Source organism: Qipengyuania atrilutea, from assembly GCF_013370205.1.
GTDB lineage: Bacteria > Pseudomonadota > Alphaproteobacteria > Sphingomonadales > Sphingomonadaceae > Actirhodobacter > Actirhodobacter atriluteus.
The window spans coordinates 133,716-157,083 of record NZ_JABWGV010000001.1; the positions used below are offsets into that span (position 1 = coordinate 133,716).

23 protein-coding genes are annotated in these 23,368 nt (G+C 62.3%); 17 read left to right on the forward strand and 6 right to left on the reverse strand.

The genetic code is table 11. The features are described 5' to 3' along the window. The first annotated feature begins 1 nt into the window (after position 1). The 11 genes from HUV48_RS00665 to HUV48_RS00715 all read left to right on the forward strand — a co-directional run bounded on the left by HUV48_RS00665 (position 2) and on the right by HUV48_RS00715 (position 10,393). On the forward strand, positions 2-1,399 hold the full coding sequence (locus HUV48_RS00665) for a type II and III secretion system protein family protein (RefSeq protein WP_176265855.1): 1,398 nt from the start codon (positions 2-4) through the stop codon (positions 1,397-1,399). After that, positions 1,389-1,685, forward strand: coding sequence for a hypothetical protein (locus HUV48_RS00670; protein ID WP_176265856.1), 297 nt, complete (start codon positions 1,389-1,391; stop codon positions 1,683-1,685). The genes HUV48_RS00665 and HUV48_RS00670 overlap by 11 nt, the downstream gene beginning before the upstream one ends. Before the next feature lie 16 nt (positions 1,686-1,701). Beyond that, positions 1,702-3,378, forward strand: coding sequence for a TadE/TadG family type IV pilus assembly protein (locus HUV48_RS00675; RefSeq protein ID WP_176265857.1), 1,677 nt, complete (start codon positions 1,702-1,704; stop codon positions 3,376-3,378). Positions 3,379-3,401: 23 nt separating this feature from the next. After that, positions 3,402-3,917 (forward strand): TadE family protein, encoded by a 516-nt coding sequence (locus HUV48_RS00680; protein WP_176265858.1) that lies wholly within the window; start codon positions 3,402-3,404, stop codon positions 3,915-3,917. Further along, a complete protein-coding gene (locus tag HUV48_RS00685; protein ID WP_176266642.1) occupies positions 3,917-4,573 on the forward strand; it encodes a TadE/TadG family type IV pilus assembly protein in 657 nt (218 codons plus the stop codon). The genes HUV48_RS00680 and HUV48_RS00685 overlap by 1 nt, the downstream gene beginning before the upstream one ends. Before the next feature lie 70 nt (positions 4,574-4,643). Continuing rightward, entirely contained in the window at positions 4,644-5,780 is a 1,137-nt protein-coding gene (locus tag HUV48_RS00690; protein WP_176265859.1) for a CpaE/TadZ family protein, read from the forward strand. Then, positions 5,777-7,201, forward strand: a complete 1,425-nt coding sequence (locus tag HUV48_RS00695) for a TadA family conjugal transfer-associated ATPase (RefSeq protein ID WP_176265860.1) — start codon at positions 5,777-5,779, stop codon at positions 7,199-7,201. Before HUV48_RS00690 ends, HUV48_RS00695 begins: the two co-directional genes overlap by 4 nt. Before the next feature lie 2 nt (positions 7,202-7,203). Beyond that, on the forward strand, positions 7,204-8,205 hold the full coding sequence (locus tag HUV48_RS00700; protein ID WP_176265861.1) for a type II secretion system F family protein: 1,002 nt from the start codon (positions 7,204-7,206) through the stop codon (positions 8,203-8,205). A 1-nt stretch (position 8,206) separates the two neighbouring features. Further along, positions 8,207-9,181, forward strand: a complete 975-nt coding sequence (locus HUV48_RS00705; RefSeq protein ID WP_176265862.1) for a type II secretion system F family protein — start codon at positions 8,207-8,209, stop codon at positions 9,179-9,181. A gap of 3 nt (positions 9,182-9,184) precedes the next feature. After that, positions 9,185-9,946 carry a tetratricopeptide repeat protein gene (locus tag HUV48_RS00710; RefSeq protein ID WP_176265863.1) on the forward strand — a complete coding sequence of 254 codons (762 nt, stop codon included), beginning with the start codon at positions 9,185-9,187 and terminating at the stop codon, positions 9,944-9,946. Between the two features lie 6 nt (positions 9,947-9,952). Next, positions 9,953-10,393 (forward strand): A24 family peptidase, encoded by a 441-nt coding sequence (locus HUV48_RS00715; RefSeq protein ID WP_217906646.1) that lies wholly within the window; start codon positions 9,953-9,955, stop codon positions 10,391-10,393. Here HUV48_RS00715 and HUV48_RS00720 read toward each other — a convergent pair. Beyond that, positions 10,379-11,215: a sterol desaturase family protein gene (locus HUV48_RS00720; protein ID WP_176265865.1), complete on the reverse strand. Its 837-nt coding sequence runs from the start codon at positions 11,213-11,215 to the stop codon at positions 10,379-10,381. The genes HUV48_RS00715 and HUV48_RS00720 overlap by 15 nt on opposite strands. 51 nt (positions 11,216-11,266) lie before the next feature. Beyond that, on the reverse strand, positions 11,267-12,277 hold the full coding sequence (locus HUV48_RS00725; RefSeq protein WP_225871469.1) for a flavin reductase family protein: 1,011 nt from the start codon (positions 12,275-12,277) through the stop codon (positions 11,267-11,269). 232 nt (positions 12,278-12,509) lie between these two features. Between HUV48_RS00725 and HUV48_RS00730 the strand changes: the two genes are divergently transcribed. The 6 genes from HUV48_RS00730 to HUV48_RS00755 are packed head-to-tail and all read left to right on the forward strand — an operon-like array spanning position 12,510 to position 19,894. Further along, positions 12,510-13,271, forward strand: coding sequence for a crotonase/enoyl-CoA hydratase family protein (locus HUV48_RS00730; protein WP_176265866.1), 762 nt, complete (start codon positions 12,510-12,512; stop codon positions 13,269-13,271). Between the two features lie 2 nt (positions 13,272-13,273). Continuing rightward, positions 13,274-14,437, forward strand: a complete 1,164-nt coding sequence (locus tag HUV48_RS00735; protein ID WP_176265867.1) for an acyl-CoA dehydrogenase family protein — start codon at positions 13,274-13,276, stop codon at positions 14,435-14,437. 35 nt (positions 14,438-14,472) lie between these two features. After that, positions 14,473-15,840 carry an O-antigen ligase family protein gene (locus HUV48_RS00740; protein WP_176265868.1) on the forward strand — a complete coding sequence of 456 codons (1,368 nt, stop codon included), beginning with the start codon at positions 14,473-14,475 and terminating at the stop codon, positions 15,838-15,840. Further along, positions 15,815-16,522 (forward strand): polysaccharide biosynthesis/export family protein, encoded by a 708-nt coding sequence (locus tag HUV48_RS00745; protein ID WP_176265869.1) that lies wholly within the window; start codon positions 15,815-15,817, stop codon positions 16,520-16,522. Before HUV48_RS00740 ends, HUV48_RS00745 begins: the two co-directional genes overlap by 26 nt. Continuing rightward, positions 16,519-18,795, forward strand: coding sequence for a GumC family protein (locus HUV48_RS00750; protein ID WP_176265870.1), 2,277 nt, complete (start codon positions 16,519-16,521; stop codon positions 18,793-18,795). Before HUV48_RS00745 ends, HUV48_RS00750 begins: the two co-directional genes overlap by 4 nt. Positions 18,796-18,811: 16 nt before the next feature. Then, complete coding sequence (locus tag HUV48_RS00755; protein ID WP_176265871.1) at positions 18,812-19,894, forward strand: hypothetical protein; 1,083 nt, start codon at positions 18,812-18,814, stop codon at positions 19,892-19,894. On the opposite strand, the gene HUV48_RS00760 is transcribed toward HUV48_RS00755, so the two are convergent. The 4 genes from HUV48_RS00760 to maiA are packed head-to-tail and all read right to left on the reverse strand — an operon-like array spanning position 19,891 to position 23,248. Then, positions 19,891-20,475: an LbetaH domain-containing protein gene (locus tag HUV48_RS00760; protein ID WP_176265872.1), complete on the reverse strand. Its 585-nt coding sequence runs from the start codon at positions 20,473-20,475 to the stop codon at positions 19,891-19,893. The genes HUV48_RS00755 and HUV48_RS00760 overlap by 4 nt on opposite strands. Further along, positions 20,453-21,577 (reverse strand): glycosyltransferase, encoded by a 1,125-nt coding sequence (locus HUV48_RS00765; RefSeq protein ID WP_176265873.1) that lies wholly within the window; start codon positions 21,575-21,577, stop codon positions 20,453-20,455. The genes HUV48_RS00760 and HUV48_RS00765 overlap by 23 nt, the downstream gene beginning before the upstream one ends. Positions 21,578-21,587: 10 nt before the next feature. Beyond that, the gene (locus tag HUV48_RS00770) at positions 21,588-22,598 is read right to left on the reverse strand and encodes a fumarylacetoacetate hydrolase family protein (protein WP_176265874.1); all 1,011 of its coding nucleotides are present in this window, start codon (positions 22,596-22,598) and stop codon (positions 21,588-21,590) included. After that, entirely contained in the window at positions 22,595-23,248 is a 654-nt protein-coding gene (maiA, locus tag HUV48_RS00775; RefSeq protein WP_176265875.1) for a maleylacetoacetate isomerase, read from the reverse strand. The genes HUV48_RS00770 and maiA overlap by 4 nt, the downstream gene beginning before the upstream one ends. Positions 23,249-23,368: the final 120 nt, after the last annotated feature.

Here is a 23,368-nt window from a genome sequence, read left to right on the forward strand (position 1 = left end):
CATGATCACCAAGTTCAAACTCTTCGCCGCCGCACTTGCCGCGACCGCGCTCGTTCCCGCCGCGGCCGCACACGCACAGGCCAGTGCCGATTACGGGCTGCACGCTGGCGAACTCGTCGTGCCGATCAACAAGAGCCAGGTCGTTTCCACGCCGGAGCGGATCGACCGCGCCATGATCGGCAATTCCGACATCGCGGACGTGTTGCCGATTTCCGACCGCTCGATCTACGTGCTCGGCAAATCGCGCGGTACGACCAGCCTGACGCTCTACGACAATGCCAACCGCGTGATCGCGGTGATGGACGTGACCGTCGGGCCCGACATCGACGGGATGCGCCGGCAGCTGCAGGCGCTGATGCCGTCCGATGATGTCGACATCAGCCTGTCGAACGGCTCCATCGTCCTGTCGGGCACGGTGCCTGATGCGGGCATGGCCGACCGGATCGCACGCCTTGCCACTGCCTATGCGGGCGACAATGTCATCAACCTCCTCGGCATGGGGGCAAGCCAGCAGGTGATGCTGGAAGTGCGCTTTGCCGAGGTAAGCCGCCAGGTAGGCGAGCAGCTTGGCGTCAGCGGCTTCGCGTTCAACGAAGACGGCGATTTCGGTGCGGCCATCGGCAACGGCGCTGGTGTTTCGCCGAGCACGTCCGCATTGCGCCTCGACACCATCACGGATGCCTTCGGCGTGTTCGGTGCGCTGTTCGAACTGGGCGACCTCAGCGTCGAAGCCTATCTCGACACGCTGGAGCGCAACGGCCTCTCCCGCACGCTGGCCGAACCGACGCTCGTCGCTCTCAGCGGCGAAAGCGCGAACTTCCTTGCGGGCGGCGAATTTCCGGTGCCCGTCTCGCAGGGCAACGGCGGGGGCGTAGCGGGCGGCGGCAATGCGATCACCGTATTGTTCAAGCCGTTCGGCGTCAGCCTCGCTTTCACGCCCACCGTGCTCGGCAACGATGTCATTAACCTGGTCGTCGAACCCGAAGTGTCCTCCATCGACCCCAGCGCGTCGGTGACAGTCAACGGCCTGACCGTGCCGGGCCTCCAGACCCGCCGCGCGCGCACCACGCTCGAAGTGCGCGACGGGGAAAGCTTCGCGATCGCCGGCCTGCTGCGCGACGAGACGCAGACGACGGTCAACCAGCTGCCCCTCTTGGGATCGCTGCCGATCATCGGTTCGCTGTTCCGCTCGACCAGCTACCAGCGCGGCGAGACCGAGCTGCTGATCGTGGTCACGCCGCGCCTCGTCCAGCCGATCCGGCCCGACCAGGTGCGTCTGCCGACCGACCGCGTGCCGTCGCCCGAAGTCGCCGACGTGCTTCTCAACGGCGACGTCTATCAACCGCAGGACCTGCCGCCCGCCGCGCCGGCCAGCACGGGAGCCGACTATGAATATTAAGCCTCGCCTGCTCGTTGCCATCGGTGCCTCGGCCGCGCTGTCCGCCTGCGCCTCCAACTGGAGCGCGAAGGAAGGCTATTTCGCGGACGAGGAGTTCGGCGAAGCGAACCGGCAGACCTATGCCGCAATGATCGTGAACCCGGCGCCCGAATACGACGAGCCGATCGAGACCAGCGCGCAGAGCACCGCCGATGCCGCCGAGCGCGTGCGCGAGCGCCGCGTGGTGCAGCCGGTGGCCGAAGACACGACTTCGGTCGGTAGCGGCGGCGGGGGAGGGGGCGGCTAAGCCGCCCAATGATGCCATGCCGAAGATAAGCTCTTTCCGATCGGACGAGCGAGGCGCGGTCGCCGCGACCTACGCGATTGCGCTGTTTGGCTTGGTGGCTATCGCCGGAGTGGGTTTCGACTACGCACGCATGGCCGGCATGCACAGCGAGCTGCAAAACGGGGCCGACCAGGCGGCGTTGGCTGCGGCCACCCAGCTCGACAAAGGATCCGGCGCCTGCGCCCGCGCGAGTGCCGCCGCAGTCGGAATGCTGCGGAACGTCACGCTGCTCGCCAACGATGGCGACCCGGACGGCAACGCGGTGACTTTTGAACCCGAACCGAACTGCGACGCGACCGGCTTCATCCGCTTCTGGCAGAACCGCGAGGGCACCACGGCCGCGACCAGCGATGCCGACGCGCGCTTCGTCGAGGTCGTCACCACTCCGCGGGTGGCGCGATATGCACTGACACCCATCGTGGACGCGCTGGATTCCGGCGAGATGCGCGCACGGGCCATGGCCGGCATCGGCAGCGCCATCTGCCGCGTGCCGCCGCTGATGATCTGCAATCCGGCAGAACCGGAAACCAATCTCAATGTGCTGCTGCCCTTCGACGTTGAGGCCAACCGGGGTGCGGGTATAAAGCTGGTGGCCAACAACAGCTACACGCCCGGAGCCTTCGGTTTCCTTGAAACCGGTTCGGGCAATTCGGCGAACCAGTTGCTCGCGGCACTGGGCTGGGACGTACGCCGCGGCGATTGCGTGTCGATCGACGGCGTCGAGGTCAAGGAAGGCCTGACCGCCAGCGTGATGGACGGCATCAACACGCGCTTTGATATGCCAGGAAGCGGAAACTCCTGCCCGACCATCGGCGGGGTCACGGGACAGTGCTCGCCCTCCATCAACGTGCGCAAGGACCTGGTGCGGAAGAATACGGGCAACAACATTTCGTGGTCCGTACACGAAGGGAATGCCGGCAATTTCGCCACCGAAGCCTATCGACCCACCTCGCGCGCGCTCTATCCGTCCACGGTAACGCCGCGGATCATGGGGCATCCGCGCGACCTATGCCACGCCTGGAGCAACGACGGCGATTGCCCCTTGGTCAACGGCAATCAGAGCCCCCGTCTCGGCAACGGCGAATGGGACATCGACGCCTACTGGCGCTCCAACTACGGGACGTCATATCCCGCGGGCACGATCGCAACGAATTCGTACGGCACGCTCTCGCGTTACACCTATCCCACCCGTTACCAGGTGTACCGCTGGGAATCGGAAAAGCTGCTGGCAGGCACTCTCCCCGGCGTGGTCAAGGATGCCGGGACCAATCCAGCTCAGGCCGCTTATGCCCAACCACAGGCGGGCCAGATGCTGGCGCTGCCATCCTCGCCGTATGGACGTGTGCCCGGCAGTGATCTGGATCGCCGACGTCTTAGCGTAGCGGTGCTGAATTGCAGCGCGCTGACCAATTCGGCCAACGGCTATAACAATCTCAACAACCGTGAGCTCACGCCGACCACCTGGATCGACATCTTCATGGTCGAGCCCGCCATTGCGCGTAGTCGGTGCCAGGGCGGCGGCAGCGGCTGCAACAACAGATACACCGAGAACACCGATGTCTACGTCGAACTTATCGAGCGTACCGATATCGGCGGGTCCAGCGGTGCCAATCTGCAGACAATCCGGCGCGACGTGCCGTATCTGATAGAATAATGCGGAGCGTTTTCCGCCTCTTCTTGCGCGACAATCGCGCTGCTGCCGCCGCAGAGATGGCGCTGATCATGCCGATGATGTTCGCGTTGATCTTTACTACCTTCGAAGGTGGTAACTACCTGTTGACGGAACACCGGGTGCTGAAGAGCGCGCGCGAAGGCGCCCGCTTCGCCGGGCGGTTAAACTACTCCGCGTTTGATTGTGCCAGCGGCGCCGTGGTGGGGGATTTTCAGACGTCACCGCAGATAACCAATGCCAATGCCATTCGGAACGTCATGCGCTACGGGAATCCGGAAGGCACTGGCAGGCCTCGCTTCACTCTTCAGCAAGGCGACGATTTTACGGTAACGCTCGACTGCCCGATCAGCAGCGATACGACGACGTACCATAACAACGGAATTTACCGCGAACGCGGGAATGTACCGCGCGTTTTGGTCAACGCTCGGATCTCGTACAACTCGATACTCGGCCTTCTGGGCTTCGACACCAGTAGCGTCGTGGTACGCGGACAAGCCCAAGCTGCGGTGATGGGCGTATGATGACGAGCCCGGTCTTTCGTCGGTTTTGGCGCTCCGATCATGCGGCCAGCGCCGCAGAGTTCGCACTCGTTCTACCAGTTTTCCTGGTGTTCCTGTTGGGAACAATCGATGTGGGCCGATTCATCTGGGCCGTGAACGAGAGCGAGAAAGCGACGCAGGCAGGCGCTAGGCTGGCTGTAGTCTCCGACGTGATTCCCGGAGGCGAGATCGGCTGCAGCGACACTGGAAATAACAACACGACGCCGGGATTGCTCTGCTACAGCTATGCGCTGAGCGGCAACGTGCCGCAAGGTTCGCCCGTACCAAAGAGTGCTTTTCCTACCGTGACTTGCTCCGCTCCCGGCGGTTCGCTGGGATGTACCGCTACCAGCGCGCCGTTCAGCACGGCCATCGATGCCAGTGCGCAAGCAGCGTTCGACAATGTGGTAGCCCGCGTTAACGACCTTCAACCGCGTGCCGACGCCGATAATGTGATTATCAGCTATGCTTGGTCGGGCCTCGGTTTCGCCGGTGATCCCAACGGGCCAGACGTCGCGCCGACGATCACGGTCTCTCTGACAGGTTTGCAATTCCGCCCGATATTCCTCGCTGGCATCTTTGATTTTGGACTGCCCGCGCAAAGCTACTCGCTGACCATGGAAGACGGGCAGGGGTGACCCGTCATTTAATCAGAGCAATGCGATGAAGGATATGTTGACACTGTCTAAGGTAAACGGAATCGGCAAGATGCCGCGGACGCTCATCGTGGTGCAAGAGCGCTGGGCACATGGTATCGACGAAACCGTGCGGAATGCTATTCCGGACGTCAGCCACCTCGACCTCGCACCTGACGGCGATTTGTCGCGCGAAGATCTTCGCGAAACCGAACTTCTCGTTCTCGAGGTCGATCCGGCTAGCGACGTCAGTTTCGAACGCCTTGAAAAGGTAAAGCGGTTGCGGCCCGAGCTGCCGGTCATCGTGGCGATCGAAGATGCGACCCTTCCGGTGATGCGATTACTACTTCGGCATGGCACCCGGGATGTAATCGGCCTTCCGCTCGAAGGCGGGGAACTCGCTAGCGAGATCATAAACGTAGTCGATCGGCAAGCCGATACAGGCGGGATCAGGCTTGCGCCCGCAATCTGCTTCGTCGGATCGCTGGGCCGCGTAGGAAATACCTCGATCGTTTTCCATCTGGCCGCCGCTATTGCCGCTGAGGCCGATAGGCAGATGCGCTGCTGCGTCATCGATCTGGACATCCAGTCCGGCACGCTTGCCGCGCATGCGGGAGTGGATACCACCCGCTCCGTGCTTGACCTTGTCGAGGCGGAACAGCGTCTGGACCAAGACATGGTACGCAATGTTGCGACCCGGAGCACAGACGGCTTGTACATCCTTCCCGCGCCGGAAGAAATCGTGCCTATCGAACAGGTCGATACCGACCAATTGCTACGTGTCGTGAATGTCGCACGGGCGGAGTTCGATCTTGTATTGCTCGACATGCCGCCGGTCTGGACGAACTGGTCGCTTTCGTTGGCTGCCGAAGCGGACCAGGTCGTAGTCGTTACCCGTCAATCGCTCGCTCATCTGCGGCAGGCAAGGCGCTGTATCGACCTGTTCCAGGAAGTCGGCATTCCTCGTAGCAAGATTAGCGCGGTCGTGAACCGCGCGCAGAAGAACCCGTTCCGGCTGATCTCGGTACAGGATGTCGCCGATACGCTGGGAGTCGATGTGCTTGCGGCGATCAGGGAAGATCGCGGCGATCTTTCGCAGGCAATCGATCAGGGCAAACTGGTCCAGCAGCTTGCGCCGAAAAACGTTTTTGCGCGCGATGTATCGACAATGGCGCACGAGCTTCTGACGCGATCGGAGATCGGACGATGAAATGGAATTTGAAGTCCGCGAAGATTGTTGAACCGGTCACTGAAGTCCCGGACGACGACGGCCAATCGCGCTCCGGCGCAGATAATGATCCGGGCACGGCAGCTAAGGAAATTGCCGTTGCCGATTACGTGCCGCGCGGGAAGAGCGACAACAAGCTGCTGGAACTGAAAGTATCGATTCACAAGGCGCTTTTGGACCGGATGAATCTCAGCTCGCTCGAGAAGATGTCGCGCGACGAACTGAAGTCCGGGATCGGCGACATCGTCGGCGAACTTCTCGTCGAAGAAAACGAAGTTCTCAACCGAAGCGAGCGGGAATCGCTCATCGAGGACATTCTCGACGAACTGTTCGGCTTAGGACCGCTCGAACCGCAACTGCAGGATGAGAATGTTACCGATATTCTCGTGAACGGTCCCAAGAACGTCTATGTCGAACGCTACGGGATGCTCGAGCGCGTGCGGACGGAGTTCAAGGATGAGCGGCATCTTATGCGCATCATCCAGAAGATCGTCAGCGCCGTCGGCCGGCGTATCGACGAAAGTTCGCCCTTCGTGGATGCACGGCTTGCCGACGGTTCGCGCGTGAACGCCATCGTCGCGCCGCTGGCGGTGGATGGATCGCTGCTCTCGATCCGTAAGTTTGCGAAGAAGCGGATCGGTATTCAGCGGTTGATCGAACTCGGGTCGGTCCCCGAAGCCATGGCCGAGGTTCTCGAGGCTGTCGTACGCTCGCGCCGCAACGTCCTTATTTCCGGCGGTACCGGCTCGGGTAAAACGACAATGCTTAACGCGATGAGTTCGTTCATTGACGAGGGCGAACGCATCGTGACCATCGAAGACAGCGCCGAACTGCAATTGCAGCAGGATCATGTCGCGCGCCTCGAAACACGACCGCCGAACATCGAGGGCAGGGGCGAGGTGACGCAGCGCGACCTCGTGAAGAACGCTTTGCGTATGCGGCCCGACCGCATCATCGTGGGCGAGGTCCGCGCCGGTGAGGCGTTCGACATGCTTCAGGCGATGAACACCGGGCACGACGGTTCCATGACCACGGTTCACGCGAATACGGCGCGCGATGCCTTGTCGCGGCTCGAGCAGATGATCGGGATGAGCGGCATCGACATAACGTCCAAATCCAGCCGTGCGCAGATTGCGTCCGCTATCAACGTCGTGCTGCAAGTGGGGCGGCTCGCCGACGGTCGCCGTAAGGTTCTCAGCCTTTCGGAAGTCACCGGAATGGAAGGAGACGTGGTCACGATGCAGGACATCTTCCGTTTCAAGGTCAAGGGACGCACCGAAGACGGCAAGGTTCTGGGCAATTTCGAAGCGACCGGGATCAGGCCGAAGTTTCTCGAACACGCGAAGAGTGCCGGTATCGAACTGTCCGCGGATCTGTTCCGCCCCGATGTTGCGATCGACTGAGCATGACCGACACAATCGTCCGCATCGCTCTACTGCTCGCAATCTTTGCCAGCATTTTCGTCGCGAGCCAGTTCGTCTTGAACTATGCATGGAAACGCAACGTCCATGTGCGCGCAGTAAACAAGCGCCTCACCTTCATTAACAAGGGACTCGGACGCGATCAGGTCGTCGCCCTCTTGCGCAAGAACCAGCCGCGGGAGATGAAAAACGTACCGGCACTGCTGCGCGGTCCGGCGATGAGCCTTCAGAGAACGATTGCCGGGTCGGGTATCTCGCTCTCCGCCGCGCAGGTGTACTTCTTCATGGGGCTCGCGTCACTTTCGGTCTTCGTGCTGATCCTGTTGCTCATAGCCGCCACGGACGTATCTGCTTCGGCGGGAACGCTTCTACTTTCAATTGTGATGGCGGGATGTATCGGCATCCTGTTGCCGACGATGGTCCTTTCCATGATGGCAAGTAAGCGGCGCAAACGGGTGGAGCAGCAATTTCCCATCGCGCTCGACGTATTCGTTCGGGCGCTGAAAGCCGGCCACCCGATCGCCTCGGCACTCTCGATCCTGACGCGGGAAATGGAAGATCCCATCGGAAGCGAATTCGGCCTGGTTTCGGACGAGATTTCCTACGGTGCCGAACTGACCGAGGCGCTCAGTGAAATGGCGGAACGATGGGACTTGGACGACATCCGCATGTTCGTCGTGTCGCTTACCGTGCAGAACGAAACGGGCGGCAACCTAGCTGAAATTCTGCAGAACCTGTCGACGGTAATTCGCGCCCGTGCATCGCTGTTCATGAAGGTGAGGGCGCTCAGTTCCGAAGGGCGGATGACCGGGTGGCTGCTAACTGCCCTGCCGGTGCTCGCGTTTGTCGGGATGTTTCTCACAAACCCCGAATTCTATCTTAGCGTCGCGGAAGAGCGCTCGTTCATGATCGGTTTCGTCGCGCTTATGGTGATGTATTTCTGCGGGTTCGTGATGATCCGCAAGATGATCGACATCAAGGTCTGATATGCTCGAACAAATCCTAGCCAGCGACATCCTGCGGCTCGCACTGCTGATCGGCCTCTTTACGGTCGTCGCGGCGGCCAGTTTCATCCTCATTTCCTACGTCAACCGGCGGTCGCATCTGCGCGGTGAGCTTCAGGGCATTCGCGACAGTCAGGCGAGCATATCGTTCGCCCCGCAGACCATGAAGGAGAAGAAGGCAAGCGCCTGGACAGCAATCGTCGAGGCGGTCGAGAAAACCGGGTTGCAACTCGGAGATACGAAGGATCAGAGGCTGCGCGAGCGCCTGGTTGCTGCCGGTTATGCGTCACCCGCGGCGCCGCGTATCTACACCCTGATCCGGCTTTCGCTCGTCTTCATCCTGCCGGGTCTGTTCCTTCTACTTACCTTGTCGATGGCGGAGCCGCCGGGTTTTCTCTCGCTTTACGTATTCGGCTCGCTGCTCGGTCTCATCGGCTTATTCCTGCCGTCGTTGCTCATCACGGCCAAGGCCGATCGCCGGCGCGAGCAGATCGTCAATGGTTTTCCTGATGCGCTCGACTTGATGCTGGTCTGTATGGAGGCTGGCTTGGGGGTGGAGTCCGCGCTGGACCGCGTCGCGCGCGAAATGGCGTCGTCGCATCCGCTCGTCGCAGCCCTTCTTGGAACAGCAGTGCTGCAATTGCGGGCCGGTGCAACCCGCGAAGAAGCGTTCCGGCGAATGGCCGACGCGGCCGGCGTAGACGAAATCCGAAGCTTCACGACGCTGCTGGTGCAGTCGGATAAATTGGGAACCTCCGTCAGTTCGACACTGCGCGTCTACGCAGAGGAAATGCGTGAGAAGCGCCGAATGCGTGCCGAGGAAAAAGCGCACCGCCTTCCGGTTCTTATTTCCATTCCGCTGGTCGTTTTCATGCTGCCGACCATGATCGGCGTAATCATGCTGCCCGCCGCGATCCGCATGGTTCGCGACGTATTCCCACTAATGACAGGAGGTTAGGACATGAAGCTGTTTCAAGCCATGCCGCTCGCGCTTACGGTTGTTGCCCTTGGCGGCTGTCAGGTATTTTCCGGCAATCAGTCTTCGTCCCTGCGCAGCAGTGTCGCGCAGCCTGACGTCTCGAGCTATTTTGCACAGCTCCTTCAGGAGGGCCGCATGCACCTTCGCGCGAACCGTCCGGGAGCGGCAATTACCGCGTTTCGCCGCGCCTCCTACGATCCGGCATCTACGGCGGAAGCTTATAACGGTCTCGCCATCGCATATGATCGCCTCGGTCGGCACGACGTTGCCGAGCAGTTTTTCGCGCGCGCGGTAGAGGCGGACCCGACTGATGAACGCTTCGCGCGCAACGCATCGCGGTTTGAAACGGTGATGTTGGCGCGGCAGGAGAGAGAAGCGAATGCGCAGCTTGCAAAGGCGGAGAGTGAACGTGAAAGCGCGCGCGCAGAGCAAGAGTATGGTCCCGCGTCCCGCATGCAGCGTGTATCTACCCGAGAGGTGCATATCGCTGCGCGCAGTGAGGCGGTAGTCGCAGAAGAGCGTGCTTCCAACAATATCCGCACATTCGACACAAGAACGGCTTCGGGCGGCTACCCGCTAAGACTAGCGCTATCCTCCGACAGAAAATCGGTCGAGTTGACTTCGGAACGTCCGGTACAGGCTGGTCCGAGAGGAAGGAATACGCTGGACGTTCGCGCAAGCGGGGAGATCGTGCGTCGGGCTACTCCGGTCTATCCCATTCGCGTTGCGCTGCGCTCAGACTAAACGGTCGTGCCTGAAATAATCTTCTGGCTATTCATAGCCTCCGTAGTGGCTGCGGCGGGCTATGATCTCGTACGCCGGGTCATTCCCAACTGGTTGAACCTGATCGTTCTGGTCACCGGAGCGGTCTGGGCGTTCTACGATCCAAACGCTGGCGATGCGTGGTCACACATCGCGCATTTCGCCATCGCGCTTGTCGCCGGCATGTTGCTGTTCAAATTCGGCGCCTGGGGCGGGGGGGACGGCAAGCTTTACGCGGCTTGCGCGGTGTCGCTGCCCCTTCAAGCGGCCCCGTTGTTCGCTTTGACGACCGCGGTGGCAGGTGTTCTGCTGGTTGTTGCTTTCGGGATCGTACGAAGGGTCTCGAAGATGTCCTCTTCGCTAAGCGCACTGCCTTACGGTGTCGCAATTGCCGTCGGCGCAATCTGCACGCATTTAATCTTCGCTTGATCCGGAAACCCGGTCGTCCGAGTCATTCGAGCGGAAGGGAATGAGCAGGCTTTGCAAAAGGCTTTGCGGCCGTTCGTCCTGAAAGGTTTCGAGACCGATCGTCATGCCGCGGTGGCCATGTTCCGGTTCCTCGCGGTAGGTGCCGAACAGCCGGTCCCAGAGCGACGTAGAAAAACCGAAATTGCTGTCTGTTTCGCGCCTGATCACCGAATGGTGGATCCGGTGCATGTCCGGCGTAACCAGAACAAGCCTTAGTACCTTGTCCATACGCAGCGGCAAGCGGACGTTGGCATGGCTGAACATCGATCCGGCATTCAGCAACAGCTCGAATACAAACACCGCAGCCACCGGTGCGCCCAGCGCCGCCACGAGCGCGAGTTTCCAGATCATTGACCCGATGATTTCCAGTGGGTGAAAACGAAATCCGCTCGTCACGTCGAGATCGCGGTCGACGTGGTGCACCTTGTGCAGTCGCCACAGAAAAGGGATGCGGTGCGTTGCCACGTGTTGCCAGTAGATCGCCATGTCGAGCAGCACGAGGGAGACCAGGAATTCCGCCCAGCCGGGCCAAGCGATCGCATTGAACAGGCCCCAGCCGCGCTGTTCGGCCAAGACAGCCATGCCGAGCGCGAGAACCGGCAAGAGCAATCGCAGCAGTGCCGTATCGATCGCTATTAGCGCAGTGTTCGTCACCCATCGCGCGCGCCGCGGCATCGCACGTTGGCGGCGCGGGAATAGCGCCTCCGCAATCCCGAGGACGAGCAGGACCGTAGCGAAAATGCTCAAGCGCAGGATGCCGTCGTCGGAGAGTGCGTTGTCCACTCCCGCTATCTACCGCCCCGCATCATCGGAGCAAAGCAGTTCGTCCGTGGCCTAGGCGAAGTGCAGGCGCCGATACTTGCCGCGGAAATACAGCAGCGGGTCGCGCTGCGGGGCGTACCGCACGCGCTCCACTTCCCCGACCAGGATGACGTGATCACCGCCGTCGTACTCGGCGTATTTGCGGCATTCGAAACTGGCGAGGGCATTAGCAAGGATCGGCACGCCGCGGTCCCATAGTTCGAACTCGGTCTCGGCGAAGCGGTCCTCCCCTTTCGCTGCGAACAGGTTGGAGACGCCCTGTTGCCCGATATGGAGGACGTTGACCGCAAAGAACTCCGCCTTTTCCAGCACCGGCATCGAACCGGCACTGCGCGCCGGGCATACCAGCAGAAGCGGGGGTTCGAGGCTTACGGAGGTGAAGCTGTTGGCGGTGAGGCCGATATGCCTTCCGTCTGGCGCGGTCGCCGTCACGATTGTCACGCCGGTCGCGAAGGTGCCTAGCGCATCGCGCAGCGTTCGCGGATCGGAACCGGCGACATACTCGGTCGCGGTGCGCGGCGCGCGGCGTTCGAGAAAGTCGATGAGACAGGCATGGAAGGCGTCGCGTCTGTCGGGTACTTCGGGCGAGGGTGCTGCCGCACTGCACTCTATATGCTGCGTTTCCCGCGCTGCCGGAAAGAAGTCTTCGCCATGCGCAAGAAGCAGGATGGGGCACCCCGTTTCTGCGATAGCCGCCGCCGCTCGCTCGGCGAGGTCGGCGGAAGCAGCGCTCGTGCTTCCCCCGCCGGGAATTGTTTCGACGAGCGCAAGTCCGCTGGCGAGGTCCGGACCGCCTTCGCCGAGTGCCACAGCTGCGATGTAGGCGGCTGAGCCATTGGCGATGATGACCGGCCGCGACGACAGCTGGTGCAGCACAGCGTGCAGGTCGGAAACGAGCGCGTCCGTGCCGAATGTGTCCGCGCCGCGTCTCCACTCGAGCACGATGCTATTGCGTCCGGCATCGCTGAGGGCGGCGGCAACCGAAGCCCATGCTTCGCCAGAGGCGCCGAGGTCGGGCAGCAACAGGACGGTGGGAGCATGGCGGGACCCGCTCTCCTGCGCCAGAAGCGGCGAACCGTCGAAACCGGTGAATTGACGCGCGGCGATGATAGGCTCCCTTCGGATCGTTTTCGCTGCCTAACGGGGCAGGGGATGTAAGGCAATCGCGCCGCCAACGCATTTTGTGCGGTTGACGGCTCCGAACGTGCGGTTCTAAACCGGAGATAAGTTGCAATTAAAAATGTAAGAGGGTGCGATGTCTGAGGAAATAACGGTCAGCCAGGAAAACGGCGTACTCATTATGACGATCGACCGGCCGGAAGCGAAGAACGCGATGAACAAGGCTGCGGCCGAAGCGATTGCCGCGGCACTCGATAAGCTCGACAGCGACGACGACTTGCGCGTCGGCATTCTGACCGGCGCTGGCGGCACCTTTTGCTCGGGCATGGATCTAAAAGGCTTTCTTCGCGGCGAGAGCCCCATCATCGAGGGGCGGGGTTTCGGCGGCCTAGTCCAGGCTCCCCCCAAAAAGCCGCTGATCGCAGCCGTCGAAGGCTATGCGCTTGCTGGCGGGCTTGAACTGATGATCGCCTGCGATCTGGTGGTCGCAAACGAAGACGCACAATTCGGCATTCCCGAAGTGAAGCGCGGCCTCGTGGCGGCGGCGGGCGGCGTGATGATGCTGCCCGACCAGATCCCCGAACGGATCGCCATGGAACTGGCGTTGAGCGGCGAGTTCATCGGTGCCGCGCGCGCCTACGAACTCGGTCTTATCAATCGGGTCGTTTCCGGCTCGGCATTGGACGGGGCGAAGGAAATGGCAGCCAAGATCGCGGCGAACGGGCCCTTGGCGGTGTGTGTCTCCAAGCAAATCGTGAAGGAATCGCGCGGTTGGTCGATGGAGGAGCGCTACGAGAAGCAGGCTCAGCTCATCGGTCCGGTTTTCGTGAGCGAGGACGCGCGCGAAGGGGCCGCGGCTTTCGCCGAGAAGCGCAAGCCGAACTGGAAGGGGAAATAACCATGCCCGTTATCGATGTACCCGAGCCGGAATACATGCAGGACGAGGAGATCGCGATCTTCTCCGACGCCGTAGGCAAGTTCTACGAGAAGCACGCGCCGGAAAAGCGCGTTCTCAAGTGGCGCGAGGACGGCCAGGTCGAGCGCGAGTTCTGGAACGAAGCGGGAGAGGCCGGACTGCTCGGCGCGTCCGTTCCCGAAGAATACGGCGGTCACGGCGGCGATTTCCGTCATGAGATGGTGGTTATCGACCAGCAAGGGAAACACGGCGTCGAAGGTTTTTCCGCCAGCCTCCACAACACGGTGATCCTTCCCTATTTGGTCCGCCACGGGACGGAAGAGCAGAAGAAGAAGTACCTTCCCAAACTGGTGTCCGGCGAACTCGTCAGCGCGATCGCCATGACGGAGCCGGGTGTGGGGTCCGACCTGCAAAGCATCACAACGACCGCGCTGAAGGACGGCAATGGCTACCGGATCAACGGCGCTAAGACTTATATCAGCAACGGACAGATCGCGGATTTCGTCATCGTCGTGGCCAAGACCGATCCTAAGGAGCGGGCCAAGGGTATCTCGCTGATGCTGCTGGAGACCGAGGGGGCGGACGGGTTCCAGCGCGGCAAGAAGCTCGACAAGGTCGGACTGGACGCGCAGGACACCAGCGAATTGTTCTTCGATGACGTGTTCGTCCCGGCGGAGAACGTGCTCGGCGGGGAAGAAGGCAAGGGCTTCTACCAGCTCATGGGAGAATTGCCTCAGGAACGCCTCATCATCGCAATGGGCGGTATGACCGTTATCGAGCGCGCGCTCGAAGAGACCGTGAAGTTCACTAAGGAGCGCAAAGCGTTCGGTCAGACGATCTGGGACTTTCAGAATACGCAGTTTACGCTCGCCGATCTGAAGGCGCGCGGCACGGCAGCGAAGATCTTCGTGAACGATTGCATCGCCAAGCACTTGAAAGGCGAACTGGACGTGCCGACTGCCTGCATGGCCAAGTACTGGATCACCGAATTGCAGGGCGAGGTCGTGGACAAGTGCCTGCAACTGCATGGCGGGGCGGGCTATATCAACGATTACCCGATCGCTCGCATGTTCCGCGACAGCAGGATCAGCCGGATATTCGGCGGCAGCAACGAGATCATGAAGATGGTGATCGCGCGGTCCATGTAGTTCTATCCGCGCGCATGCTCGGTTAGAGGTCGCGGATGGACGGGGCAGCACAGCAGGATACGGAGCGATGGCGAGGTCGGATCGTGGCGATCTACCTGTTCGGCGCACTGCTTCTCGGCGGAGGTGGGACACCGAACCCGGAAACCGAGATGGCGCTCCAATTGCTGGCAGTGGCCGCCTTGACGGGGTGGATCTTCGCTGCGCCCCGCTGGTATGCCGAGATGCCGCGGGCGGCCATTGCCCTAGCTGGCATCGTCCTGCTTCTGCCCTTGCTGCAACTGATGCCGCTGCCGCCGGAGCTGTGGCAGGCCATGCCGGGACGAGAGCGCGTGGAAGACGTTCTCGCGCTTAAAAACGCTGATCAAAGCTGGCTCGCATGGACCGTTTCGCCGCCAAGAACATTGGCAAGCTTTGTGGCGATCATTCCGCCGGTACTATTGATGCTGGCTACCTCGACTTTGACCCGCAATAGCGTGCCGGTCTTACTTGGGGCAATTGTTGCCGCCGCGTTACTCGGCGCGTTGCTCGGTGCGGCGCAACTTGCCGGTGGACACGGAGCGTTTCGCATATACGCGGAAACGCACGACGAGTGGGTCACCGGGTTCTTCGCCAATCGCAATGCGTCGGTCGATCTGTTCCTGGTCGGGGGCATGGCGATTGCGGCGCTTTACGCTTACGTGGAGCGTACGATACCGAGAAGTGTTTTCATGGCAGGCGCGGGCGTGCTGGCGCTCGCCGCGCTGTTGACCGGATCGCGTGCCGGTATCGCGCTTATCCCCGTCGCATGCATCGCCGTCTGGCTGATGCTGCGAATTGATAACGGCCAAGGGGCGATCAATCGGCGGCGCGTCGGCTGGTACGGTCTGGCGGCGGTATTTGCTGCGTCACTGCTCGCGCTCAGGGCTACCGGTAGCAACAGGCTCGCGAGTATCGGGGCGCGGTTCGCCAGCGACGATATTGGCCGCGCCGACATCTGGCGCGACACATGGACGGCAATCGCCGCGCACTGGCCGTGGGGCAGCGGGATAGGCACGTTCGCGATGGCAGTATTGCCTCACGAGCGACTGGATGCGCTCGATCCGAGCTTGCCCAATCGGGCCCATAGCGAATTGCTGGAGTTTTTCTTGGAAGCCGGCATTTTCGCGCCGCTGATTCTCGCCGCGATCGGTACTATCCTCGTTCGTTCCGCGCTGCGTGCGTGGCAATGTCCTGCCGAGCGCGATGTAATCATCTTCGCGAGTGCGACATTACTGTTGATGACGCTGCACGGCCTCGTTGATTATCCATTTCGGACCATGGCACTATCGAGTCTTGCCGGGGTTGCAGCGGGTTTGCTCTTGCGAAGTGCGCGCGGTCCACAAGACGAAAGCAAAACGCATGCTCGCAGCGAAGAGATCGGTTGAACGAGGGCTCGGTGCAATATTGGTTCTGGCCGTTCTCGGCGGCTGTGCGTCCGATACCGTGCCGGTCGGGCCGGACGGGGCGGAGGCTTACCGCGTCCTGACGCCTGCTGCGATGTCCGCAGCGCCGCAAATCTACACACTCCGACCCGGCGATGTGGTCAGCGTAAATGTCTTCGGTGAACCGGAATTGTCGTCCGAAGAGATTACGCTCGACAATGCGGGCAATATCGCGATGCCGCTCATCGGCCATGTCGAGGCATCGGGGCTTGCCGCAGCCGAACTCGCCGCGAAGATCGAGACGGCATACGGCGCACGATTCCTGCGCAATCCGCAGGTTTCGGTCACGGTACGCCAGTCACGCGCCGCTACCGTAACGGTCGAAGGCGAGGTCGAGCAGCCGGGCAGCTTCGCTTACGAGCCGGGCAGCACCTTGCTGATCGCTTTGGCGCAGGCGCGCAGTCCGACGGAGACGGCAGCGCTCAAGAACGTGCTCGTCTTTCGCACGGTCGACGGCGAGCGAATGGGCGGGCGCTTCGACGTCGAGGCGATCCGGGCCGGACGAATGCCCGATCTTGCTCTCGTACCCGGCGACGTGATCGTCGTTGGGCACAGCGCTCGCCGGGCGGCAATGAACAATGTGCTGCGTTATGTACCCCTGCTCGGAGTGTTTCGTCCGATATGACCGTTCACCAACCCCGGATCGAGCCGAACCCACGCCAGCCGCAGCACTTCGGTGCGTATCCGGCAGCGAGCGAGAACGCGATCAGCGCCAATCTTCGCTACGCCGCCGCAGCTGTACGCCGACATTTGTGGATGGCGCTGGCGATAGTCATCGGGGCTTTCGCGTTGGCCATAGTCGCGACGATGCTCGCGAAGCCGCAGTACACCGCCGTGACGAGCGTGCAGATCAACGACCAGCGCGACGAGGTGCTGGGCGAGGAACTGGACAGCAGCGTTTCCGCCCCCGCGGATTGGGACGTGGACCGGTTCCTCAATACGCAGCTCGATGTTCTGCGCAGCCGCTCGCTAGCGGAACGGGTCGCCGACGCCCTCGACCTCTACGACGATCCGCGCTTTTTCGAAGCAATGGGCCTGCCCCCGGAGGTTGTTGCGGAAGGCGTAGCGGAGGCGAGGCAGCGCGAAACCGTCATCGCCTTGCTGCAAGGCGGCCTGTCGGTCGATCTGCCGCGCTCCACCCGTGTTGCCGACATCGGGTTTACCAGCGGCGATCCCGAACTGACTGCGCGCATCGCCAATGCTTTCGCCGAGGAGTTCATTCAGGCCAATCTGCAGCGAAGCTTCAACTCGTCGTCTTACGCGCGCAATTTCGTATCGGAGCAGCTCGAGGAAGCGCGCGCCAATCTTGAGGCGTCGGAGCAGGTTCTCAACGACTACGCCAAGTCGGTCGGCTTGATCCGGACCCGGGACGCACTCGCAAGCGATCCGCGGCAGAGCAACGCTGGAACGGTGACTGCGGCAAGCCTGCTGCAACTGAACGATGCGGCCATTCAGGCGCAGGCCGAACGGATCGCCGCGCAGTCGCGTTATCAGGCGGTAAATGGCACACCGCTGCTGTCATCGCAGCCGGTACTCAGCAACCCGACGGTGCAGGCGCTCATGACTCGCCGCGCGGCGCTCGATGCGGAACTGCAGACCGCGCGCGGACGCTACCTGCCGGACCATCCCACTATCGGGCGCCTCGAAACCGAACTCGCCGCAGTCGGCCAGCAGCTTAACGCCGCGGCACGCAACGTGGTAGGTTCGGTCAGGTCCGAATACCGTGCCACCGCCGCGGCGGAAAGCCAGCTCAACCGGCAGGTCGAGCGGCTTCGCGGCGAAACGCTGGCCGAACAGGACCGGTCGGTGCGCTACAACACGCTAGCGCGAGAAGCAGACACGGCCCGCTCGATCTACGACGGACTTCTCCAGCGCTACCGCGAACTCAACGCATCTGCTGGTATCGCGTCGAGCAACATCGCAATCATCGACGAAGCCGGCGTACCCGCGGTCCCCTCTTCGCCCAGCCTGCCGCGAAACCTGGTTTACGCGGCGCTGATCGGCTTGTTGCTGGCCGGCGGCGCGGTCTTCCTGCGCGAGCAGCTGACGGACAGTGTGCGCGTGCCCGAAGACGTCGAAAGCAAGCTGCAGCTGCCATTGCTCGGCGTTATCCCGCGCGCGGCCGAAGGCAGGCCGCTCGAAGCGCTGGCCGATCCGAAATCGCCGATCGCGGAAGCACATAACTCGCTGCGCGGCTCGCTATTGTATTCCACGACCCAGGGCCTGCCGGACGTCATCGCGATCACAAGCGCGCAGGCCCACGAAGGGAAAAGCACCACGAGCGTGGCTGCTGCTGCCGGTTTCGCGCGCATGGGCCTGAAGACCCTGCTAATCGATGCCGACCTGCGGCGGCCTTCCATTCACCGATTGGCAGGCAGTGAAAACGTGCGCGGCCTGACCGATCTTCTGACCTCGCAGGACCCGGTCGAAAGCGCGATCGCACCTTCGAACAGCTACGGCTTCGACGTCCTTCTTTCCGGCCCGATCCCGCCCAGTCCGTCCGAACTGCTTTCCTCGCTGCGCATGGCGCAGATCATCAAGCTTTCCTCGGACATCTACGACGTCGTGATCGTCGACAGCCCCCCGGTACTGGGGCTTGCCGACGCACCGTCGCTTTCCCGCCTTGCGGACGGCACGATCTTCGTCATCGAGGCCGAGCGCGGGAGAAGCAGCCAGCTTCGGGCCGCAATGAAACGTGTGCGCGATGCGAACGGTATTCTGCTTGGCGCGGTGTTGGCGAAATTCGATCCTGAAAAGGCTGGTAACCGGTACTCCGCCTATTCCGGCTACGACTATTACAGCTACGCCGACACGAGCAAATCGGTCTTCGGTTGGCAGAGGAAGCACGAAGCGGCTGCGCGCGGTACTTCGCGCGATGCAGGCGAACTCGTCACGTGAGCACGCAGGCATTGCCGTGAAACGCGGCGCGCTGCTTCTTGTGTTCGCAGCAATTTACGTCTGGGCGGTCGTGGGCAGCGGCCTCGACCGCATTGCGGAAAAGAACGCTGCGGTGGTCGATCTCGTCCCCTCTCCGTTTCGCGCCGCCGCGGAGCGAAGCCGCGCTATTTCCGCCATCGGTAACGAAGACGCCGAAGCGGCCCTCGAAGCTGCAGAAGCGGCGCTTAGGGCGAACCCGGCCGATCATCGCAGTGCTGCATTGCTGGGCGTAGCTAACCGGCTGGCTGGACGAGAAACCGCAGAAAAGGAAGCGTTTTCGGCGGCACGTCAGTTCGGTTGGCGCGATCCGGACACTCAAGGCTTCTGGCTGGAGCAACGGCTATCGGAGGGCAACTACGACGAAGCGGTCTTGCACCTCGACGCGCTTCTGCGGCAGTTTCCGGCCCTGCCGAATGCGCAGGAACTGATCGCTAACTTTGAGCGGAACAGGGCCGGGCAGCAAGCCTTGCGGGACCGGCTCGCCCTCGATCCACCGTGGTCGCGCACGTTCTGGCAACCGGAAACCGAGGATCGCGAGACTGTCTTGCGCCGCCGTGCGCGCTACCTCGGCGACAACAGTACTAAGTCGTGGGGCTGCGGACCGTCGGGTCCGCTCATGTCCGGCTTGTGGGAAACGGGCCTGCGCCGCGATGCAGAGAGGGTGATGCTGGCACAATGTAGTAGGAATATTGCGGAAGGTTCGGTTGCCGACCCGCATTTCGACATCGCTCAGCGGCTCGGTTGGCGGCGGCATCCCTCGGGGGATATCACCTACCGAGAAAAGGAAGACGGACTGGTGGTTCGCAACCGGAGCGCGGCAACGCGCCTCGTCCTGTCGCAGCCCGTAGCATTTGGCGAAGGCTTCTACCGCGTAGCGCTTTCCGGTGAAAATTCGGTGGCGGTCAGTCTCACCTGCGGAATGCCGCAAGTGCCGCCGCCGCGTAGCATTTCACATACCGTTCGGGTGCCGGACTGCCGCGACCAGGTTCTTGGCTTGTGGGTCGGGGGCGGAAATGTCGCGACGTTTATCGCTATCACCGCGGCGAGCGCGACGCCTTAGCGCGGCTCTTCGATCCAGCGGCGTTCGCACAGCCATGCTGCGGGATTGCCGCGGTAGACGGCCATGGGCGCGGTATCCTCGAACAGAGCGCCGCGCGCAGACAGGACCGACCCCGCTCGCATCGTTACGCCCGGTCCGACGAAGGCTTCGGCGGCGACCCAGCAGCCTTCGTCGATCGTGACGGAGCGTTCGAGCAGCCGAAACTGCGGGTCGGATACGCCATGTGTGCTGGCGCAGATATGCGCGCGCTGGCTGATCACGCTATGTGCGCCGATGCATATCGCGCCTTGATTGTACAGGATTGCGCCCGGTCCAATTAATGCGCCTTCGCCGACTGTCAGGCGGCTGGGCAACCAGATGCGAACGCTGGCATGGATGCGCGCCGATGGTCCTATTTGTGCTCCGAACAGCTTCAGGACGAAGCGCCGCCATGCCCATAGCGGCGGCGGAGTCCAGCGCGCCAACAGCAGCCAGGACAGTTGCCAGACAATGCGCGCAAGCTTGTTGCGAAGGCCGAACGCCGGACCGGCCGCCAGAGGACGAAAGCGCGCAGGATCGTCAGGGGGAAGCGGGTCTGCCATCGAGCAATACAGCATAGGCGGCTTCCCAGCGTCCTGCGATAACGCGCTTTGATAAATCCCCGCCCGCGAGTGCCTGCGCCGCGCGGGACATGGCCAGCCAAGCGTCTTCGCTGACATCAAGCGTCCTGCCGATGGCTTCGGCGATCGCCGCCTTGTCCGTTCCGCTATCGAGCGCAGCGCCGCGGGCATATCCGCTCTCAAGGTGGCAAGCCTCGCTCATCACGGTCGGCGTTCCGACCGCCCATGCTTCGAGTATTGTCATCGGCAGTCCCTCGCTGAGCGACGGTAGAATCAGAGCGCGCGCGTTCCGAAGCAGCGCCGCTTTGGCGTCGCCGTGCACCGGGCCCGCGAGCGTAATGCTGTCGTTCCGGGCGCAAGACGCAGCCAGATCGGCCGAATACGCCGCCTCTCCCGAGCCTGCGATTGTTAGCGTTGCGCCTCGTGGCAGCGCGCTTTTCTCTTCGAGTGATTTCCAAGCCTTTACAAGCGTAAGAACGTTCTTCTTCGGATGAATTCTCCCAAGGTAGAGCAGGTGCGGAGGCGACATTGTTTTCCGCTCATGCGAGAGCGGCGGGGCGGGGTTGGCGATGACCAGAGCTCCATCACGGCCCGCCTCACGTCCGATATCTCCAGCCTCCGCTTCAGTCAGCGCATGGAAGCACGAAGCTGCCCGCCACAGTGACGTCTCCCACCACGCTCGCGCCACCCGCTTCTTCATGCGGCCGCGCCCGGTGATCCACCGATCGAGCATCCCGTGCGGTGATACGACCAAGGGCCGACCGGTGCTGCGTGCCCATTCGAGCGCAGCACGGCCTGGGTAGTGCCAGATGCCGTGGAGATGGAGCAGGTCAAGCCTCGCGTACTTCAGTCGTCTCGTCAGCGATGGGGCAAAACCCACCGCCCCCGGCCCCATCACCGGCGCGAGGATCGTTTCGAACTCGCCCGTCGCCGTCGCGCCGTCGTCGAGCGCGGCAATTACCGGCTCGGCACCGAGTCCGCGCAACATCCTCGCCTGTGCTTCTACCGCCGTCCAGACGCCGCCGTTACGCGAACTCGCCCAGCTCGACAGCAGCCCGATGCGCTTTCCCGTCAGCGCCGACATGTGGAAAGCGTCAGGCTTTGACCACTTCCTGCGCGATCGTGCCGAAGATCGAATGGCCGTCCTTGTCGTTCATGTACACGCTTACGGTATCTCCGGGGCGCATGAACCGGGTCGAGGCCTCGCCGTTTGCGATCGTTTCGATCATCCGGATTTCTGCGATGCAGCTGTAGCCGCGCCCGCCTTCGGAGACCGGCTTGCCTGGGCCGCCGTCTTCACCCTTGTTCGAAACTGTGCCCGAACCGATGATGGCGCCGGCGCCGAGCGTGCGGGTCTTGGCGGCGTGGGCGACAAGATCGGCAAGGCTGAAGGTCGCGTCTTCGCCCGCTTCGGCGCGGCCGAACGGCTCGCCGTTGTAATCGACCATCAGCGGCAAGTGGATGAGGCTGTCCTTCCACGCATCGCCAAGTTCGTCCGGCGTGACGGCGACGGGCGAGAAGGCGCTGGACGGTTTCGACTGGAAGAAGCCGAACCCTTTCCCAAGTTCGCCGGGGATCAGGCCCCGCAGCGATACGTCGTTGACCAGCATCAGCAGCTTGATGTGGCTCGCCGCTTCCTCGCTCGATACGCCCATCGGTACGTCATCGGTGATGCAGGCGATCTCGCCTTCCATGTCGCAGCCCCACGCCTCGTCGCCGAGCGGAATGTTCGCGCGCGGCGGCAGGAAGGTGTCGCTGCCGCCCTGATACATCAGCGGGTCGTGGTAGAAGCTTTCCGGCACTTCGGCATCGCGCGCCTTCCGTACCAGTTCGACGTGGTTGATATAGGCCGAGCCGTCCGCCCACTGATAGGCGCGGGGCAGGGGGGAGTGCGCTTCGCGTTCGTGGAACCGCTCGCACGGCACCGCCTGATGCTCGACATCGGTATAGAGCGCTTCCAGCTTCGGGGCGAGCGCGTTCCAGTCGTCGAGTGCGGCCTGCAGCGTCGGCGCGATGTTGTCGGCAAGGCAGTAGCGGGTGATGTCCTTCGAGACGACCACCAGCTTACCGTCGCGCGATCCGTCGTTCAGTGTGGCGAGTTTCATTGGGCGGGGTTCCTCTCTGGATTGTCTGCTTGTTTATCGGGGTGAGCGAGCCGGAAGGGCTCGAGCGCCTGGCAGGCTTCGTCGATCCGGACCATCCGCGGACAGTCCGAGAGATCGAAATCGAAGCGCCGGGCGTTGTATAGTTGCGGCACGAGAACGGTTTCGAACAGGCCCGGTTCGCCGAGCAGGAAGTCGCCGGTATCAAGCTGTTCGAGCCGCCGTTCGACCGGATGCAGCGTGCGCGCCAGGAAGTGGCGGTAGTAGGTATTGATCTCGTCCTGCGAATGGCCGAGCGGGTCCTTGAGGTACTTGAGCACCGGCAGGTTCAGCGGCGCGTGCAGTTCGGTCGCGATGGCGTAGGCAAGTTCGCGCACGGTGAAGCGGTCCTCGATGTCTTTCGGCATCAGCTGCGGCCCGTCGGGATAGGCCTCGTCCAGCCATTCGAGCATCGCCATCGACTGGCTGCGGTCGCGCCCGTTCGCTTCGAGCATCGGCACGCTGCCGAAGGCGTTGCGCGCGGTGAAGGCGTCGGACCTCTGCTCGGCTTCGAGCAGGTTCACCGGCACGTTCTCGAACGCGAGGCCCTTGAGGTTCAGCGCGATGCGCAGGCGGTAGGAGGTGGAGCTGCGGTAGTATCCGTAGAGTTTCATTATGTCATCCAATGCACAGGCCGCGCGCTTGCTCCTGAAACCCTACAGGATGGAACACATGGAACACGGTACAAGGGCAAGAAAAAGCCGCACGTTTCCGCGGATTGGCGGGCGAGGGAA